Below are 17,363 nucleotides of genomic sequence, written 5' to 3'. Positions count from 1 at the left end.
TGAAATTAAAATTTAAGTAAAAGATCAAAAGAATAAATGCAAAAGGTGTGAACCAAGGACCAAAATAATGGGTTCTCATTCACACCTTTTTTATATCCAATATAGAGGGGTGAAGCTTTATGGGAGAGCAAGAACTATTGAGTATGAGAAATATTAGTAAGAATTTTCCAGGCGTTAAAGCACTTTCTCATGTAGATTTCACGCTAAGAAGTGGTGAAATCCATGCCCTTATGGGTGAGAATGGTGCAGGAAAATCGACACTTATAAAAGTACTGACAGGGGTAGAGGAGTTTGAGACAGGGGAGATTAGAATTGCAGGTATAAGTAGACCTATTGTTAATAAATCACCACAGGAAGCACAACTGAATGGGATTAGTACAGTCTATCAAGAGGTTAACTTATGTCCTAACTTGTCTGTTGCAGAAAATATTTTTGTAGGTAGGGCACCTAGAAAAAGAGGTCATATTGACTGGAAGAGGATGAATCAAAAAGCAAGAGAAATGTTAGGGGGCTTAAATATCCAAATTGATGTAACAAAGGCGCTAGAAAATTACTCTGTAGCTATTCAGCAGATGGTAGCTATAGCAAGGGCTGTAGATGTATCTGCCAAAGTACTGATTTTAGATGAACCCACAGCCAGTTTAGATGAGCAGGAAGTACAAAAACTCTTTGGTGTTATGAGACAGCTTAAGAGCCAGGGAGTAGGTATTATTTTTGTTACACATTTCTTAGAACAGGTTTATGAAGTGTGTGATTGTATTACGGTATTACGTAATGGTGCTTTAGTAGGTGAGTACAGAGTAGAGGAGTTGCCACGTGTTCAGCTTGTGGCAAAAATGATGGGAAAAGACTTTGATGACCTAGCGACTATTAAAAAGGAAAAGACTTTAGATAAAGAAGAGGCTAAAGAGGTGATTGTAAAGGCTAAACAGTTAGGGTGTATGGGAAAAATTAAACCTTTTGACCTGACTATTCATAAAGGAGAAGTCATAGGACTTTCAGGTCTTTTAGGTTCAGGTAGGTCAGAACTTGCTAGAACCTTGTATGGTGCAGATAAGGCAGATGCAGGGAACTTAGAAGTTAAAGCCAATAAGCTTCATATGAGTATGCCCCTTCAGGCTATGAAAGCAGGAATGGCATTTTGTCCTGAAAATAGAAAAGATGAAGGGATTATTGCAGATCTGTCTGTAAGAGAAAATATTATTATTGCCCTTCAGGCTAAAAAGGGTGTCTTTAAACTTTTAAGCAAGAAGGAACAAGAAGCATTTACAGACCGTTATATTGACCTTCTGCAAATTAAGACAGCCCATAGAGACGTGCCTATTAAACAGTTAAGTGGTGGGAATCAGCAAAAAGTCATATTAGGTAGATGGTTACTTACTCAGCCGGATTTCCTTATTCTAGATGAACCGACAAGAGGCATTGACATTGGAACGAAGACAGAGATTCAAAAGTTGGTAGTGAAGTTAGCTTCAGAAGGGATGTCCGTTATGTTTATTTCATCTGAAATAGAAGAGATGCTTCGTACTTGCAATCGAATGGCTATTTTAAGAGATGGGCAAAAGGTTGGGGAATTAGAGGAGTATGAACTTTCCGAAGAAAACATTATGAAAGCCATTGCGGGAGGTGGGGCAAATGAGTAAAACGCAGGAAATTGTGAAAAAGATTACAGGTTATCATTTATTTTGGCCACTTTTTTGTTTAGTGATTGTACTCTTATTTAACTTGATTAAAACACCTACATTTTTTGATATTACCATTCAAAACGGTGTACTTTATGGCTATTTGATAGATGTACTGAACCGTTCAAGTGAACTCATTATTCTAGCAGTAGGGATGACACTTGTTGTAGCAGCATCAGGTGGAACAGACATTTCTGTAGGGGCGGTCAGTGCTTTTGCAGGTGCTGTATGCATTTTTGCATTAGGTACAGGGGAGACTTATCAGATTCCTTATATCTTTGGTGTACTCCTTGCTGTTTTAATAGGTGCACTGTGCGGAGCATGGAACGGATTTTTAGTAGCTAAGATGAAGATACAGCCTATGGTAGCTACCCTTATTTTATTTACAGCAGGCAGAGGCATTGCTCAGCTTATTACAGGGGGAAATATCCTTTATGTAAAAGTAGACTCTTTTAAAAGATTAGGTGCCTTCTTACCTGGGGTACCTATTCCAACTCCTATTTTTATAGCTGTTATTGTAGTCATTGTAACCAGTCTGATTTTAAAGAAGACAGCACTTGGTCTTTACATTCAATCTGTAGGAATTAACGCTAAGGCAGCTAAGTTAGTAGGTCTTAATGCAACAGTTATTCAGTTCTTATCTTATGTATTTTGCGGATTATGTGCAGGGATAGCAGGGCTTATTATTACATCTCGTATTTACTCTATTGATGCTAATAATGCAGGGCTGAATATTGAGTTAGATGCTATTTTGGCAGTAGCACTAGGAGGTAACAGTCTAGGTGGCGGTAAATTCTCCATAGCAGGTAGTGTTATTGGTGCTATTACCATTCAGGCACTTACAACTTCTTTATATGCTATGAAGGTAACGGCTGACCAGTTACCTGTTTATAAAGCTATTGTGGTTATTATTATTGTAGCTTTACAGTCACCAGAACTTAAAAAATGGATGAAACATATGCGTGTTAAAAACAGCACCCAAAATGTAGAAAGGGTGGTGGAACAATGATTAAGAAAGTAAGAGAGCGATTAGATGGGAACAGTTTTCTTCTTATGATTACTATTTTGCTATTCATAGCCCTTTATATTGCAGGGGTACTTATTTTCAGTGATAAAAACTTTGGTAAACCACAAGTATTTTTTAACCTCTTTATTAATAATGCTAGTTTGATTGTAGCAGCAGTAGGTATGACTATGGTACTCATTACAGGAGGTATTGATATTTCCATTGGCTCAGTTATTGGTATGAGTTGTATGATGCTGGCTTGGATGATGGAAAAACAGGGGATGAACCCTGTTGTGAGTATTGTCATTGTCCTTATTGTAGGAGGCGTATTTGGTCTAGTACAAGGCTTTTTTGTAGCTTATCTTAAAATACAACCGTTTATTGTGACTTTAGCGGGCATGTTCTTTGCGAGAGGTATGACGGCTGTCATCAGTTCAGATATGATTAGTATTACCAATGAGACTTTCTTAAAAATAGCTAACTCTAAAATCTACCTGCCTTTTCTAGCTATAGTGAATAAAAAGGGTAATCTCGTCTATCCGTATATTTACCCTAGTGTAGTTATTGCAGTAGTAATTTTAATCGTTGCCTTTATCGTACTTAGATATACAGCCTTTGGGCGATCTATCTATGCAGTAGGGGGAAACGAACAGTCCGCTCTTCTTATGGGGCTAAATGTAAGGCGTACTAAGCTGAAAGTTTACGTGCTCAATGGTTTTCTAGCAGGTCTAGCAGGCTTTGTATTTTGTCTCAACTCCTGTGGTGGTTTCGTAGAACAGGCACGTGGTTTTGAGATGGAAGCCATTGCTTCATCGGTTATAGGGGGAACTCTTCTAACTGGTGGTGTAGGAAGTGTGGTAGGTAGTTTATTTGGTGTACTCATTAAAGGAACTATTGAATCACTTATTACATTCCAAGGCACCTTATCTTCATGGTGGACTAAAATTGTTATTGCAGCATTACTTTGCTTCTTTATTATTCTGCAAAGTATTTTTGCAAAGCTTAAGGATAAGAAAAAATAATAAGTAATAAAAATAAGAATAGGGCAAATACAAACAAAGGAGTGGTTAAGGTGAGTAAACAAAAAGTTTGGTTTATTACAGGGAGTCAACATCTTTATGGAGAAGAGTGTTTAAGGCATGTAGCAGAAGATGCTAAATATATAGTAGATACATTTAATCAATCTTCTTATATTTCACTAGACATTGTATGGAAACCTACAGTGAAGACACCAGAAGAAGTACACACTTTATGTATGGAAGCAAGTAGGGATGAGGATTGTATAGGTGTCATTACTTGGATGCACACCTTCTCACCTTCTAAAATGTGGATTAATGGATTGAAAATTTTAACGAAGCCTGTCCTACATCTTCATACACAAAGAAATAGAGAGATTCCTTGGGATACTATTGATATGGACTTCATGAATCTGAATCAATCTGCTCATGGGGATCGTGAGCATGGCTTTATTTATACACGTATGGGTATTAATCGCAAAGTAGTAGTAGGTTACTTTGAAGATGAAAAGGTACAAAAACGTATTGGTAAGTGGGCACGTGTAGCCCTTGCAGCAAGTATGGGACACACTTTAAAGGTAGCAAGATTTGGAGAGAACATGCGTGAAGTAGCTGTGACAGAAGGGGATAAAGTAGAAGCTCAGGTGAAATTTAGGTGGTCTATTAATGGCTATGGTGTAGGCGATTTAGTAGAAGAAATGCAAAAGGTCACAGAAAAAGAAATTGATGAACTTATGGGAATTTATGAAGAGCATTATGACTTTGCACCAGATTGTATAGCTGGTGAGAAGTTCTACGAAAGTGTAAGAGAGCAGGCCAAAATGGAAATTGCCTTAGAGCGATTTTTAGAAGCTAGGGGCTGTAGTGCTTTTACTAACACCTTTGAAGACCTACATGGTATGAAACAGCTTCCAGGACTTGCAACCCAAAGATTAATGGAAAAAGGTTATGGTTATGGTGGTGAAGGTGACTGGAAAGTGGCTGCTTTAACAAGAGTGATGAAGATTATTGCAGATAACAGAGGCACTTCTTTTATGGAAGACTATACGTACAACATGGCACCAGAGTATGAATGTGTATTAGGTGCACATATGCTGGAGGTATGCCCAACTATTGCAAGTAATAAGCCACGTATTGAAGTGCATCCGTTAAGTATCGGGGATAAAGAAGACCCTGCAAGACTTGTCTTTAATGGAGGTGAAGGTGAAGCAGTCTGTGCATCTCTTATTGATATGGGTGGTAGATTTAGATTAGTCATTGCACAGGTAGAAGGCATAGAACTTGAAAAGGATATGCCAAACTTACCAGTAGCAAGAACTTTATGGAAGCTTAAACCTTCTATGGAGATAGGTGCTACAGCATGGATCTTGGCAGGAGGTGCTCATCACACAGTTTTTTCTTATGAGGTAACGTGTGAGGATTTAGTAGACTGGGCAGAAATGATGGATATTGAATATGTAGTGATTAATGAAAAGACAGATATTTTAGAGCTTAAACAGATGCTTAGAACGAATGAATTTATTTGGAAGTTCAGGTAGGGGGAAGAAATATGGATAAAAAATATGTCATTGGTATTGATTACGGCAGTGATTCCTGTAGGGGCGTTATTGTAGATACCACTAACGGGGCTGAACTTGCAAGTCATGTGTTTTACTACCCAAGGTGGCAGAAAGGTCTGTATTGCAATGCAGATAAATTCCAATTTAGACAACATCCATTAGACTACATAGAAGGATTAAAGGCTGTTATTGTAAATACTGTAGAAAAAGTAGGAACTGAAGTTACAAAAAATATTGTAGGTATTAGCGTAGATACAACAGGTTCTACACCTTGTGCTATTAATAAGGAAGGAACTCCTCTTGCACTTCTTCCAGAGTTTGCAGAAAATCCTAACGCCATGTTTATTTTATGGAAAGACCATACAGCAGTAAGAGAGGCAGCAGAAATTACAAACTATGCTAAGACTTGGGGGGGCACTGACTATACTCAGTATATAGGAGGTGTATATTCTTCAGAATGGTTCTGGGCAAAGCTCTTAAAGGTTATAAGAGATGATGAAGCTGTAAGAGAAGCGGCTTATAGCTGGGTAGAACACTGTGACTGGATTCCAGCACTGCTTACAGGTGTAAAAGATGCTAAAGCTATTAAAAGAGGAAGATGTGCTGCGGGACATAAAGTTATGTGGCATGAAGCCTATAATGGACTACCAAGTGAGGAATTTTTCAAAGGTATAGACCCTCTGCTTGAAGGCATGAGAGATAGAATGTTTGAAGAGACTTATACTGCTGATGAAGTAGCAGGTACACTAACAAAAGAATGGGCCAAGACACTAGGACTACCTGAAGGTATAAAAGTAGGATGTGGCGCCTTTGACTGCCATATGGGTGCTGTAGGTGGTAACATTAGACCTAAAGCGTTAGTGAAAGTTATGGGTACGTCTACTTGTGATATTCTAATGGAAGATATGGAGATTATGAAAGATATTTTAGTAGAAGGCATATGTGGGCAGGTAGATGGGTCCGTTATTAAAGGTATGCTAGGTATGGAAGCTGGTCAATCTGCTTTTGGTGATGTATATGCTTGGTATAAGAAGCTTTTAGGATGGCCGCTTAAGCATGTGCCCGAAGTGCAAAGAGCAGAGATTGAAAAGAAAATGCTTTATGAACTTGAAAAAGAAGCAAGTGAAGTAGACCCTGTAGAAAGTGGAGTCATTGCAATAGACTGGATGAATGGTAGAAGAACACCTTATGCTAATCAAAACTTAAAAGGTGCTATACTGGGGATTAGCCTAGGAACGGATGCAGCTAAAATTTACAGGGCCTTAATTGAAGCCACAGCTTATGGCGCACGTGCTATTGTAGAACAGTTTAGAAAATGTGGTGCTGAAATTAATGAGGTGATTGCCATCGGAGGTGTTGCTAAAAAGTCTCCACTCAATATGCAGATTGTAGCTAACGTACTCGGGATGCCTATCAATGTAGCCCAGGCGGAGCAGGCTGTAGCCTTAGGGGCAGCAATCTTTGCATCTGTAGTAGGTGGGGTGTATGAAACAGTAGAAGAGGCACAAGCTCACATGGCGAGTCCAACAGAGAAAGTCTATTTGCCAGAACCCGGAATGGTAAAGGTATATAACAAGCTGTATCAGGAATATGCAGAAATAGGCGGCTTTATAGAGAGGGGGAGTAAACTTTGTTAGAAGCATTAAAACAAGAGGTTTATGAAGCAAACTTAGAACTTCCTAAACATGGATTAGTCGTTTATACATGGGGGAATGTAAGCGGCATTGACAGAGAAAAAGGTTTGGTAGTCATTAAACCAAGTGGAGTAGAGTATGATGAACTTAAGCCTAGTGATATGGTTGTTGTAGATTTAGAAGGCAATGTAGTAGAAGGGCGCTACAGACCTTCTTCTGATACACCAACTCACCTAGAACTTTACAAGGCATTCCCTCAAATAGGGGGGATCGTGCATACCCATTCTTCTATGGCAGTAAGCTTTGCACAAGCTGGTCAAAGTGTAACAGCCCTAGGCACTACTCATGCAGATTATTTTTATGGTCCCATTCCTTGTACTAGGGCTATGACGAAGGCAGAGATAGAAGGTGAATATGAGAAAGAAACAGGTAAAGTCATTGTTAAAACCTTTAAAGACATTCATCCGCTAGAAGTACCTGGAGTGTTAGTAAGAGAACATGGACCTTTTACCTGGGGTCGTACACCTAAAGAGGCTGTATACCACTCTGTGGTACTAGAAGAAGTGAGCAAGATGGCTTTTCATACAGCGCTTTTAAGAGAAGGAGCCATGACATTAAACATGCAACAGGAACTACTAGATAAGCACTTTTTAAGAAAACATGGTAAAAATGCTTATTATGGGCAGGAGAAGATAGGTTAATTTAAAAGGAGCTAGAATATAAAGTCTAGCTTCTTTTTTTGTTGCATAAAGAAGCACTCGAGTATACGCCTAGAGTTTAAAAAAGCTTAGAGTTATGAGTAGAGAGAGCGTATAACCTAGAGAAAAATTAACAAAGAATATATATTCTTGTGAAAAAATTATACTGTAGTAAACGTTTTCTAATTGTCTTTTTATGTAAAGTATGCTATATGTAATAAGGACGTAAGGAGGGAAATATGCCGAATTGTATGGTAAGAATTACAGAGATAAAGATTAGAAACTTAAAGAACGTAAAACAAGGGGAGATAAAGTTTAAAAATTATTCCAAGCTCAGGAAAAATATGAATTTAGAAAAGGGAGATATGCTTGGGATTTATGGCCCCAATGGATCTGGAAAGAGTACCGTTATAGATGCGTGTATTATTTTACAGGCACTTATTTTAGGAGAGGCTTTGCCAGACAAGATGGCATATGTGATTTCAATAGATGAACCTACTGCAGTATTAGAGTTTGAATTTTTTGTTCAAGTTGGGGATGACAAATATAGAGTAGCATATGAGGTAGAACTAGGACGAGATGAAACAGGTGGACATTTAAATGTATTAGGAGAAAAACTAGTCTGTAGTACTTTAAAAGAGGGTAAATGGAAAGTACAACCTATACTCATAGAATATAGGGCGAATGAGGAGGAGTACTTTAAAATAGCGCCTCGTTATAAAAAAGTTCTTGGAGAAGATAGAAAGCTTCTCGTAAGGGACTTACAGCGTTCTTTCATTTTCAATAAACAAAATAAGCAGATTTTTAGAGAGAAACTAGGACTTGGGAATCTTTTAGTGGAAATCTTGCGTACCTTCCATCAATTTGGGTATTTTCAGCTGTTTGTTATGGCAACAGGCCATATTGGGATTATGGAGTGCCTAATTGATACTTCTTTAATAATGGGAAATCAATATGAAGTTTTTGTTAGGCGTGTGGAGCAGATGGATAAGGTGATAGGGATTCTTATACCAGGCTTAAACTTAGAGGTAGAGCATCAAGAAGATGGGAAGACTCAAGTTGTTTCTATAAGAGAGGGAAGAAAGATACCTTTAAAATATGAATCAGAAGGAATAAAGAAGTTGATTACTCTTTTAGGTGTACTTATTGCTGTGTATAATAAGCGAAATATTTGTATGATTGTGGATGATTTAGATAATAGAATTTTTGAACCCTTACTTAATCAGCTTATGGAAGTGTTCGCGAGTGAAATGGAAGGGCAACTTATTTTTACAGCTCAAAGTCTAAGCACCTTAGAAAAACTCGATAAGAACCATGTTATTTTTACAACTTTAAATAAGGACAACAAATATATTTATTTAGAAAAGATGCCTCGCAAGAAGAATATGAGGGAAAATTATTTAAAAGAGTTACATTTAAAAGTCCAAAAAGAAAGGCTTTATGTAAGTTCAGATAATGATACGCTCCGAGAAAGTTTAAGAAATGCGGGAAAAATGCGTGAAGTTATAAAATAAATACATATCCGAAATAGAATTTAAGGTATTTCCTTAGATTCTATTTTTTTATTTTAAAAGGGACACCCAGTAGGGCAAGTCTGCGTATTATATTAAAAAGAACCTATTAGTACAAAATAAATAGGTTAAAGGAGGGTTAAGATGAGTAAAGAGAGTTATAATCATGATCATTGCTGTAATGGAGGAACAGAGACGACAGGGGAAAGTATTTTGTCAAGACCGCAAGTTGCTAATGAGTTAAAAGAACTTTTGGGCCAATGTATACTAGTTACTCTAGCACCCAATCAATTAAATATACTCAACCAAGTTTTTAGACCTATTATGTGTGGGAGGTTAATAGAAGTAAGTGATCAGTATATTGAACTAGAAATTGTTAATATTAAAATGAGCAATGCACCAGAGTTTATTTTTCCAACAAAATTAATTATTCCACTTATACAGTTGATTTGGTATATGCCTTTTGATTGTAATACAAGATTTCCATTATATTAGGAGGGGTAGGAAATGACATTATCTGAAAAGTTAAGCCAGGGCATAGGAAGAAGAGCACTTGTGATGATAGAAGTTTTTCCATTCTTTATAGTGGGAACATTAGATGATGTGCAGGGGGACCATATTAATATTATTGCAGAATTTGGGGTACCACTGCAATTCCAAGGAAAAGACTTCAACTTAAATATTGCTAATATAGCAGCTTTATATGTAGAAGAAAATGAGGGGGAAATCCCGCGAATGCAATAGGGATATGGCGAAAGGGAGAGATGTAGATGATTAGACATTTTGATGTATCGGCCATTCAGGTGCCTATTGTATATAATAAATATGGAGACAATGACCCGAATGGGCTAATGTATGTTTTAAATGACAATATAGAAACTATAAGACAAGCAATTAAGGCAAATCCGCTAGGAATGGTAGAGCTTGTACAGCCACTTGTTATAAGAGCACATCAAGGAGACACAGTAGAAATAGCCTTTACAAACAGATTAAACTTTCCTGCATCGATTAATATAAAAGGCTTACCCTATAAAATACAGCAATCAGATGGAGCATTTGTAGGAGATAATGAGAATACAGTAGCGCAGCCAAATGAAACACTGATTTACACGTGGGAAGCAACTATTCAGGGGACTTTTCATTTTAGTGATTTAGGCAATGCCAAAAGTACAGAGGAAGGTAGCAATATTCATGGACTATTTGGGGCTATTGTAGTGGAGATGCCAGGTAGTAAATGGACTCATCCACAGACAGGGGAGTATCTTAAAAGTGGTGTTTTCGCAGATATTCATCATCCATTTGTACCCGATTGGAGGGAATATGTCACTATTTTCCATGATGAGGCACCTGTTAAGGATAAAAATGGTAATGTGCCAATAGATCCTATGACCAACGCACCCGAAATGACACATTCCATTAACTACAGGGCAGAGCCTATGCGTAATAAAATGCATCTTATTATGCATGAGTCATTGTGTCCTGAATGTGAAGGAGAAGAAGTTCATCATGACTCATGGGTATTTGGGGATCCACCAGATAATGTTTTGCCAAGAGCTTATGTAGGAGACCCTGTAAGATGGCATGTGGTGCATGGTGGTGTACAGGAAACGCATATTTTCCATCTTCACCTTCATCAATGGCTTTCAGAGAAAATGGATCAAGAGTCTTTCCTTAATGACTCAAGAGCATTAAGTCCAGGACAGTCTTTTACTTTCGATATTTTATATGGAGCAGGTAGCTTGCAGAAAGCTTATGGGGATGTTATTTATCACTGTCACTTATATCCTCACTTTACTGAAGGTATGTGGGGGATTTTTAGAATTCATGATGTGTTTGAGAATGGCACCAGATTTTACCCAGATGGTACACCTATTACAAAGCTTCAGCCTTTACCAGATAGGCCATGTCCACGAAAACCTACACCTAAGAGACCTGGATTTCCACTTTTTATCCCAGGTACAGTAGGCAGGAGGGCTCCCGTTCCACCTATTGGATGGGATAGAACCCATCCAAATGGAGATGATTTTCCAATTACAGAGAAGGAGTGTAACGCACTTGCACCAAATTGGCAGCCCGGGGCACTCTTTGTTAATCCATGCCCAAGATGTACTAAAATCAGACGTTATGATATTGTAGCTATACAGATGGAGTTAACTTATAATGAGGCAGGATGGCATGATCCGGAAGGTAGGTTTTATGTACTCAAAGAAGATGAAGCTGATATAAGGGCAGGCCGTAAGAAACCAGAACCTCTTTATATTAGGGCGAGGGCAGGGGAATGTATAGAGATTCACTTTACCAATAAATTACCTGAACAGCTTGGACCTAATGGCTTTCAACTTTTAACAAATACTATCTTTGCTTCTACACACGTACACTTTGTAAAATTTGATGTTTTATCTTCTGATGGAGCTAACACAGGATGGAACTATCTCACAGGTGCAAGGCATGAACAGGAAGTTATCTTCAGATGGTTTGCAGATGTAGATCTTAAAACTTGTTTCTTCCATGACCACTTATTTGCTAACTCCCATCAATTCCATGGCTTATTTGGTGGATTGATTATAGAACCAGAAGGTTCTACTTTTAGAGATAGTTTTACAGGTAAACCAATGCGTGCAGGAACGCAAGCTATTATTGAAAATCCATTTATCCCAGACTTTAGGGAGTTCTGCCTAGCTGTGCACGATTTTGTACCTCTTTACAATACTAAGAATGAGCCACTTAATCCACCAGAGGTACTAGGTATGATTGGAGATATGGGTGTTATGGCTTTCAACTATACCAATGCACCATTCCAAGTTAGAGGTGGAGAACCTGCGTATGTACTAAGTTCTTATTTACATGGTGATCCATGGACGCCAGTTTTCCAAGGTTATGCGGGTGACCCTGTCAGAGTAAGGCTTTTAGATGGTGCGCATGAAGAATCTCATTCTATTAACTTTAATCGATTCATCTGGCACAGAGACCGAATGGATGTAGATTCACCACTTACTCAGCAACAGCATATTGGTATTTCAGAGGCTTTTACTTTTGAATTTGAGCTTCCATCCAATGATTATAATCAAGATTTTGATACACTGTACTATTCAGGAGCAATAGATGATTTGTGGTTAGGAACATGGGGGATTACTAGAGTAAGAGGTACTTCTGTACCATTTCTTAAGAAACTACACGATAGGCCTAAATTGCCAGCAAGGACACAGCCATTACCTCGTCGAACAGGTATGCCACCTCAAAAGGCAGTACACCCAGGTAATCCTTATCCAGAAGGTGCTAAAGTGAATTACATTCATGTAGCAGCTGTTCAGGTGCCTATTGAATATAACAAATTTGGAGATCGGGATCCATTTGGTATGGTTTTTGTACCTTTTGACCAGGCAGAGGATGTATTAGAAGGCAAAATGAATCCGAAACCTTTTATTTTTACTATTAATGGAGGAGAAGGCATTGAATTGACGCTAACCAATCTTATGAAAGAAGAGGTAGAGGTGCCACAATTCCCAGAGGTGCCTGTTCAAGCAGAGTGGCCATATAGTCCAAGAGTTTCTATGCATAGTCAATATGCCATTTATGATGTACTAGGTTCTGATGGTGCTACAGTAGGTTTTAATCCAGATCAGACTATAGGTGTAGGCGAGAGCATTACTTATAGGTGGTACTATGAAGAGATGGTTAATGAAGCTTTAGTTGTAGATTTAGCAGATGTGATGAATCATAGAAAACATGGATTATTTGGGGCTATTGGTGTAGTAGAAGCAGGCTCAAAGCATTATGATTCCTTTAGTGGTGAACTAAAGGATTTAGGTGAGCAGTTGACCATCACGAATCCATTCATTCCAAATTATAGACAATTTATTGTTATGCCACACAATGGTATTTATCTTGAAAATAAAGGGGGAGAAATTCTGCCACCAGGTGCGGAGGAAGAATTTGATGATGAAGACCAAGGTATGAAGGGGTATAACCTTAGAAGTGAGCCATTCCTTAATAGATTAGAAGCTGGGGTAGAGATTAGTGAAGTGTTTGCTTCGCAAGGCGTGGGTGATCCAAGTACACCAATTCTGTATGCTAAAGTAAATGACCCTGTAACGGTTAAAGTCTTAATGCCAGCAGATAAACCAAGAGCCACCACGTTTGACTTACATGGTCATGCAAGTTATGCAGAAAGTGAAGATAAATACTCTGAGATTATAGGTGTACAAGGCGCAATCACCATTGGCGGCGATTACAAGAGAGAATTATTAGAAGGTGCTTCAGGCGGAACAGGTGAGCCAGGGGATTATATGTACCGTTCAGCTAATATTACGTGGGATATAGAACAAGGTATGTGGGGCATTATGAGAGTATTACGTCAAGATAATGAAAAGATTATTCCATTAAATGTGGTTTAAATTTTAGTTTTACTAAAAAAGTAAAAGCTATGATATACTAACAGTAAAAGTGAAATGAAGTAGAAAGAGAGAAATACCATGGCAAAAGTTTATCAGTTCCCAGGTAACGGGAAAAATACACAAAAAGTTAAAGCAAATCCAAATCCGATTCGTTCTGAAGAGGAGATGCAGCTTAAAAATACAGTGGTACTGCTTATTGTAAGCTATGAAGAAAGCAAAAGAGGTCTTGAAGAGATTAAGGCTGAGATTAAAGAGCTTGATGGTATGCATCTTAAAAGTGCTAAGGAAGTCATAAAATCTATTAAGGATTTGAATAAACGTTTTCTCAAATATGGTGTTAGTGTAGGGGGATACAGATTTATTGCTTCAGATGAAAGGGAAGTGATTTATACTAATGCCAATGAACTTTTTTACGTATGTGAAGATGATGAAAATGCGACTACTTATTTAGCGGGGGCTTTTATTGAGCAGTTTAATCATTATAAGTTTACCCTTCTACTAGATGAAAGTATTTATCATATTTTAGATGAACGTATGTATGAACTCGAAATCACAATTAAAACTTTAAAGAATACAAAGATTTAAGATTAAAGAAAAGCGTTGAGACTTATAAAAAGAAAGTGTATTTGGCATACTAATTTCTAAAAAGGAGGAATGACTTATGCCAAAATTAAGATGTACAGTGGATAACTGCTCTTATAATAAAGAACAATATTGTACCCTTAACGCTATTAATGTGGATGGAAATGGAGAAGGTGCAACGAATGTAGAAGATACATGCTGTGCCAGCTTTGATGCAACAGAATATACTTTAAGTAATAAAGAGCATGTAGTTCAAGCTGTCGTAGATGTAAAATGTACTGCAGATAATTGTATTTTCAACCACCATACAGTTTGTAATGCAGAAGAAATCGGTATTGCAGGTGCTTCTACATGTACTTGTAGCCATGATACACAATGTGGAACATTCCGTTGTGGAAGAGATTAAAGAATTAAAAATAGAAAATACAAAAAAGAAGCAGCTTACTGCTTCTTTTTTTAGCATTAAGTGTCTTTTGAAAGTTTTTGAGAATTTTTTTCAAAAAAGTATTGAAAAGCATTCTCAACTATGGTAATATAATCTTACCACAGACAAAAGCAATTACATATATTTCAAACTATTAACAACCTCCATCGTTAATAGAAAAGACCACCAGAAAATCCCTCTCTGGTGGTCTTTTGGTTTTTAAATGTGAATGTCTATACCCGTATTTTAGGTTTAACTTAAGCACCTTTAATAATTTTGCGACATAAGATATAAAATAAAGAATAAATATTGACAATATAGATTATTAATGTGCAAAATGGAACATTTATATTATAGGGAATGTGAAGTTTTTGAAAGAGCAATGGGGGTAGACAGATGGGGGATTCCGAAAATTTACTTATTGCGAGTGAAAGGTCAATGGAATGTTTAAAAAATTATTTAGCGATTGTACGTTCTCTTCAGAATGAGGCTATTGAAAATCTAAAAAATACAAGTAAGAAAATAATAGAAAAGAACAGGAACAATGAATCTCAAGATAGGTTTGAAGAGATAGAACAATCTTTAGAAGCCTTTTATGAAGCTGTTAAATTGTATCAAATAAGCATAGATAAGAAAATTACAGTATTAGATGAAATGAATGCTCTAGAAAGTAAATATTTGGAGAAGCAGGATATTGAAGAGGAAGTATTAGATCAGGAACACATTAATCATAAGCGTATTTCAGGGAATGAAGAGGTTAGTGTTCGTAAGGAAATAAAGCGACATAAGGAAATACCTACTGAAAATATAAATTCAAGGAGTTATAAGAGAGTTAACCATTACTGTAACAAAAAGAGGCCTCTTACTAAATATAGTTATTATGGTAGAGAGTATGAATCTTTCTTTTATAGGTATTGTGATAGGAATTATGATTTTTGACATTGCGATTAATGCAGAAATACTAAAGGATAAAAGATAGAAAATTGATATATTTTAATGAATCATGTAATCGTAAGGCACATTTTAAGGTAAAGGACATAGTATATTAGAGAGATAAATAAAAGATTATTAAAAGCAATAAGGAACAAGGTACGGCATTAAGAACTAAAATGCAGTTTAAAATTACCTTACTAAATATTATATAAAAGGAGGAGTTTTAAATGATTAAAGAAGTATTTGGGCAAGATGCTATGACTCAATTTATGAAAGAGGTATTCCCAGAAGGGACAGAAGGTAGTACAGAAAGCCTTGAAGAGCGTTTTGGATGGCTTGATTGTGGTTTTTGTCCTATCCTTTGGCCAGTTGCTATTTCTATTGCAGCAGTTGAATTTGGGATTGCAGGGGTACTAGTAAGTGCAGCTTTAACTAATAGTGTTGCAGAACTTAATGCTCTTGCTGCTATTATTGGAAATACTGCTACCTTTGAACAACAATCTGCTGGCAAACTTAATGCTTTATGTAAATGTAAAGATAGAGATCATAATTATCCATGTGTATAATACTATTGGTTTAATGATTTAAATCTTTATAATAAAGGATAAGTTGATATTTTATAAAAATAAGATATCAAAAATTCTTTTAAAGGCTTGAGAGTAGAGATGCTCTCAAGCTTTTTTCTTCTTGTTTTTAAGAAAAACTGGAAAGGTTAACATTTGTTATTTTTGCCCTATGAGCACTAGTGGTATAATAAATCTATATCAATGAAATGGGGGCGATAAAAATGGAAAAAGTAGTAAGCTGTATAGCTTGTGGCAAAGTAGATAAAGAGCATACTTTATACAATAATGAATTACATGATGACGAAAGATTTCAAATGCTTGTAACTTCAGATGGACAAAATCCAGTACTTTGCTTTGAGTGCTATGATGAACTATTAGAAATTACAGCAAGACTTTATAAGCTCTTTAATGAAGATACAGAAAAAATGATTCAGCTTTTAACAAGAAGTGATATTTTACATTGTTTACAAAATAAACTTTGTTTATAAAAGTCTAAATAAGATGCCCTTTACACATTTAAGTGTAGAGGGCATTTTTGATTTATTTAATTAAGATTCATATAGTCTACTATGCCTTTTACGATCGCTGTAGCACATTGTATTCTATAGGCATCTGAGCGTAGTAGCTGTGCTTCAGGTTTATAATCCATAAAACCACATTCACATAAAATAGCAGGCATATGTGTTTCTCTTAAGACAAAAAAGTTAGCAGTTTTAACACCACGGTTGCGGCGTTTAGTATGGATAATAAGTTGCTTCTGAACAACTTGGGCAAGTTTTAAACTACATGAACTACCAGTGGATAGATAATAGGTTTCGATTCCATTGGCTGTTCCCCAATTTTCACTCATAGCATTAGCATGTATAGAGATAAAAATACTATTAATATTAGTCTTACCATGGAGCCAAATGAAATTTTGTAAATAAGTATTTGCTCTACTACTTCTAATCCTTAAGGGAACATCTTTTTCTTCCTCGGATACCCACTTAAGCTGACAATCATATTCTTTGAGTTGATTAATCATTTCTTTGACAACTGCTTGGTTAAATGAGCGTTCATGCATAAAACTTCCATCTTTAAAGAGTGGTGTCCTTTTCCCTGCGGTGTCCATACCGTGGCCAGCATCTAAAATAATAAGGTTTCTCACCCTTAATCATCTCCTATAAAATTGTTGCATTATAATATATGAAGATGTAGCAGCATAACGATACCTTAAAGTTAATCAGATTTGTGAGCTTAATCCAGATAGAAGCATAGGTTGAAGTTGAAAATTGAGATTATTTTATTGAAGGTAGAAAAAAATGAATTTAAAATAAATATTGGGAGTACAGGTTATCTTTTAGGATGTGAGTGGTAAC

Annotated in this window: 16 protein-coding genes; 15 read left to right on the top strand and 1 reads right to left on the bottom strand. The window is 36.7% G+C overall.

The window, feature by feature from the left end:
* Positions 1-119 precede the first annotated feature (119 nt).
* The 15 genes from H8718_RS05715 to H8718_RS05645 all read left to right on the top strand — a co-directional run bounded on the left by H8718_RS05715 (position 120) and on the right by H8718_RS05645 (position 16,493).
* Positions 120-1,643, top strand: a complete 1,524-nt coding sequence (locus H8718_RS05715; protein WP_249332181.1) for a sugar ABC transporter ATP-binding protein — start codon at positions 120-122, stop codon at positions 1,641-1,643.
* On the top strand, positions 1,636-2,691 hold the full coding sequence (locus H8718_RS05710) for an ABC transporter permease (protein WP_249332180.1): 1,056 nt from the start codon (positions 1,636-1,638) through the stop codon (positions 2,689-2,691). The genes H8718_RS05715 and H8718_RS05710 overlap by 8 nt, the downstream gene beginning before the upstream one ends.
* Entirely contained in the window at positions 2,688-3,710 is a 1,023-nt protein-coding gene (locus tag H8718_RS05705; protein ID WP_249332179.1) for an ABC transporter permease subunit, read from the top strand. Before H8718_RS05710 ends, H8718_RS05705 begins: the two co-directional genes overlap by 4 nt.
* 50 nt (positions 3,711-3,760) lie before the next feature.
* A complete protein-coding gene (gene araA / locus H8718_RS05700) occupies positions 3,761-5,242 on the top strand; it encodes an L-arabinose isomerase (protein WP_330597586.1) in 1,482 nt (493 codons plus the stop codon).
* Between the two features lie 11 nt (positions 5,243-5,253).
* A complete protein-coding gene (locus H8718_RS05695; protein ID WP_249332177.1) occupies positions 5,254-6,900 on the top strand; it encodes a ribulokinase in 1,647 nt (548 codons plus the stop codon).
* The gene (locus H8718_RS05690; protein WP_249332176.1) at positions 6,894-7,598 is read left to right on the top strand and encodes an L-ribulose-5-phosphate 4-epimerase; all 705 of its coding nucleotides are present in this window, start codon (positions 6,894-6,896) and stop codon (positions 7,596-7,598) included. Before H8718_RS05695 ends, H8718_RS05690 begins: the two co-directional genes overlap by 7 nt.
* A gap of 236 nt (positions 7,599-7,834) precedes the next feature.
* On the top strand, positions 7,835-9,109 hold the full coding sequence (locus tag H8718_RS05685) for an AAA family ATPase (RefSeq protein ID WP_249332175.1): 1,275 nt from the start codon (positions 7,835-7,837) through the stop codon (positions 9,107-9,109).
* Positions 9,110-9,250: 141 nt separating this feature from the next.
* Positions 9,251-9,601, top strand: a complete 351-nt coding sequence (locus H8718_RS05680) for a hypothetical protein (protein WP_177671377.1) — start codon at positions 9,251-9,253, stop codon at positions 9,599-9,601.
* A gap of 12 nt (positions 9,602-9,613) precedes the next feature.
* Positions 9,614-9,850 (top strand): hypothetical protein, encoded by a 237-nt coding sequence (locus H8718_RS05675; RefSeq protein WP_249332174.1) that lies wholly within the window; start codon positions 9,614-9,616, stop codon positions 9,848-9,850.
* A 26-nt stretch (positions 9,851-9,876) separates the two neighbouring features.
* Positions 9,877-13,500, top strand: a complete 3,624-nt coding sequence (locus tag H8718_RS05670; protein WP_177671379.1) for a multicopper oxidase domain-containing protein — start codon at positions 9,877-9,879, stop codon at positions 13,498-13,500.
* Between the two features lie 78 nt (positions 13,501-13,578).
* A complete protein-coding gene (locus H8718_RS05665) occupies positions 13,579-14,085 on the top strand; it encodes a hypothetical protein (protein ID WP_249332173.1) in 507 nt (168 codons plus the stop codon).
* A 76-nt stretch (positions 14,086-14,161) separates the two neighbouring features.
* Positions 14,162-14,488: a DUF1540 domain-containing protein gene (locus H8718_RS05660; RefSeq protein WP_177671381.1), complete on the top strand. Its 327-nt coding sequence runs from the start codon at positions 14,162-14,164 to the stop codon at positions 14,486-14,488.
* Between the two features lie 414 nt (positions 14,489-14,902).
* Positions 14,903-15,445: a hypothetical protein gene (locus tag H8718_RS05655; RefSeq protein ID WP_177671382.1), complete on the top strand. Its 543-nt coding sequence runs from the start codon at positions 14,903-14,905 to the stop codon at positions 15,443-15,445.
* 221 nt (positions 15,446-15,666) lie between these two features.
* A complete protein-coding gene (locus H8718_RS05650; protein WP_249332172.1) occupies positions 15,667-16,005 on the top strand; it encodes a hypothetical protein in 339 nt (112 codons plus the stop codon).
* Between the two features lie 221 nt (positions 16,006-16,226).
* Complete coding sequence (locus H8718_RS05645) at positions 16,227-16,493, top strand: hypothetical protein (protein ID WP_177671384.1); 267 nt, start codon at positions 16,227-16,229, stop codon at positions 16,491-16,493.
* A gap of 56 nt (positions 16,494-16,549) precedes the next feature.
* Here H8718_RS05645 and H8718_RS05640 read toward each other — a convergent pair whose 3' ends face one another.
* On the bottom strand, positions 16,550-17,152 hold the full coding sequence (locus tag H8718_RS05640; protein ID WP_249332171.1) for an N-acetylmuramoyl-L-alanine amidase family protein: 603 nt from the start codon (positions 17,150-17,152) through the stop codon (positions 16,550-16,552).
* Between the last annotated feature and the right edge of the window lie 211 nt (positions 17,153-17,363).

Source organism: Zhenhengia yiwuensis (genome assembly GCF_014384995.1).
Lineage (GTDB): Bacteria > Bacillota > Clostridia > Lachnospirales > Cellulosilyticaceae > Zhenhengia > Zhenhengia yiwuensis.
This window is presented reverse-complemented; position numbering and strand designations above follow the sequence as displayed.

What these genes read in the sequence shown, in the direction of transcription:
- H8718_RS05715 (WP_249332181.1), top strand. Translation starts at nt 120, where the DNA reads ATGGGAGAGCAAGAACTATTGAGTATGAGAAATATTAGTAAGAATTTT.
- H8718_RS05670 (WP_177671379.1), top strand. Translation starts at nt 9,877, where the DNA reads ATGATTAGACATTTTGATGTATCGGCCATTCAGGTGCCTATTGTATAT.
- H8718_RS05650 (WP_249332172.1), top strand. Translation starts at nt 15,667, where the DNA reads ATGATTAAAGAAGTATTTGGGCAAGATGCTATGACTCAATTTATGAAA.
- H8718_RS05675 (WP_249332174.1), top strand. Translation starts at nt 9,614, where the DNA reads ATGACATTATCTGAAAAGTTAAGCCAGGGCATAGGAAGAAGAGCACTT.
- H8718_RS05660 (WP_177671381.1), top strand. Translation starts at nt 14,162, where the DNA reads ATGCCAAAATTAAGATGTACAGTGGATAACTGCTCTTATAATAAAGAA.
- H8718_RS05695 (WP_249332177.1), top strand. Translation starts at nt 5,254, where the DNA reads ATGGATAAAAAATATGTCATTGGTATTGATTACGGCAGTGATTCCTGT.
- H8718_RS05710 (WP_249332180.1), top strand. Translation starts at nt 1,636, where the DNA reads ATGAGTAAAACGCAGGAAATTGTGAAAAAGATTACAGGTTATCATTTA.
- H8718_RS05685 (WP_249332175.1), top strand. Translation starts at nt 7,835, where the DNA reads ATGCCGAATTGTATGGTAAGAATTACAGAGATAAAGATTAGAAACTTA.
- H8718_RS05655 (WP_177671382.1), top strand. Translation starts at nt 14,903, where the DNA reads ATGGGGGATTCCGAAAATTTACTTATTGCGAGTGAAAGGTCAATGGAA.
- H8718_RS05665 (WP_249332173.1), top strand. Translation starts at nt 13,579, where the DNA reads ATGGCAAAAGTTTATCAGTTCCCAGGTAACGGGAAAAATACACAAAAA.
- H8718_RS05705 (WP_249332179.1), top strand. Translation starts at nt 2,688, where the DNA reads ATGATTAAGAAAGTAAGAGAGCGATTAGATGGGAACAGTTTTCTTCTT.
- H8718_RS05645 (WP_177671384.1), top strand. Translation starts at nt 16,227, where the DNA reads ATGGAAAAAGTAGTAAGCTGTATAGCTTGTGGCAAAGTAGATAAAGAG.
- H8718_RS05680 (WP_177671377.1), top strand. Translation starts at nt 9,251, where the DNA reads ATGAGTAAAGAGAGTTATAATCATGATCATTGCTGTAATGGAGGAACA.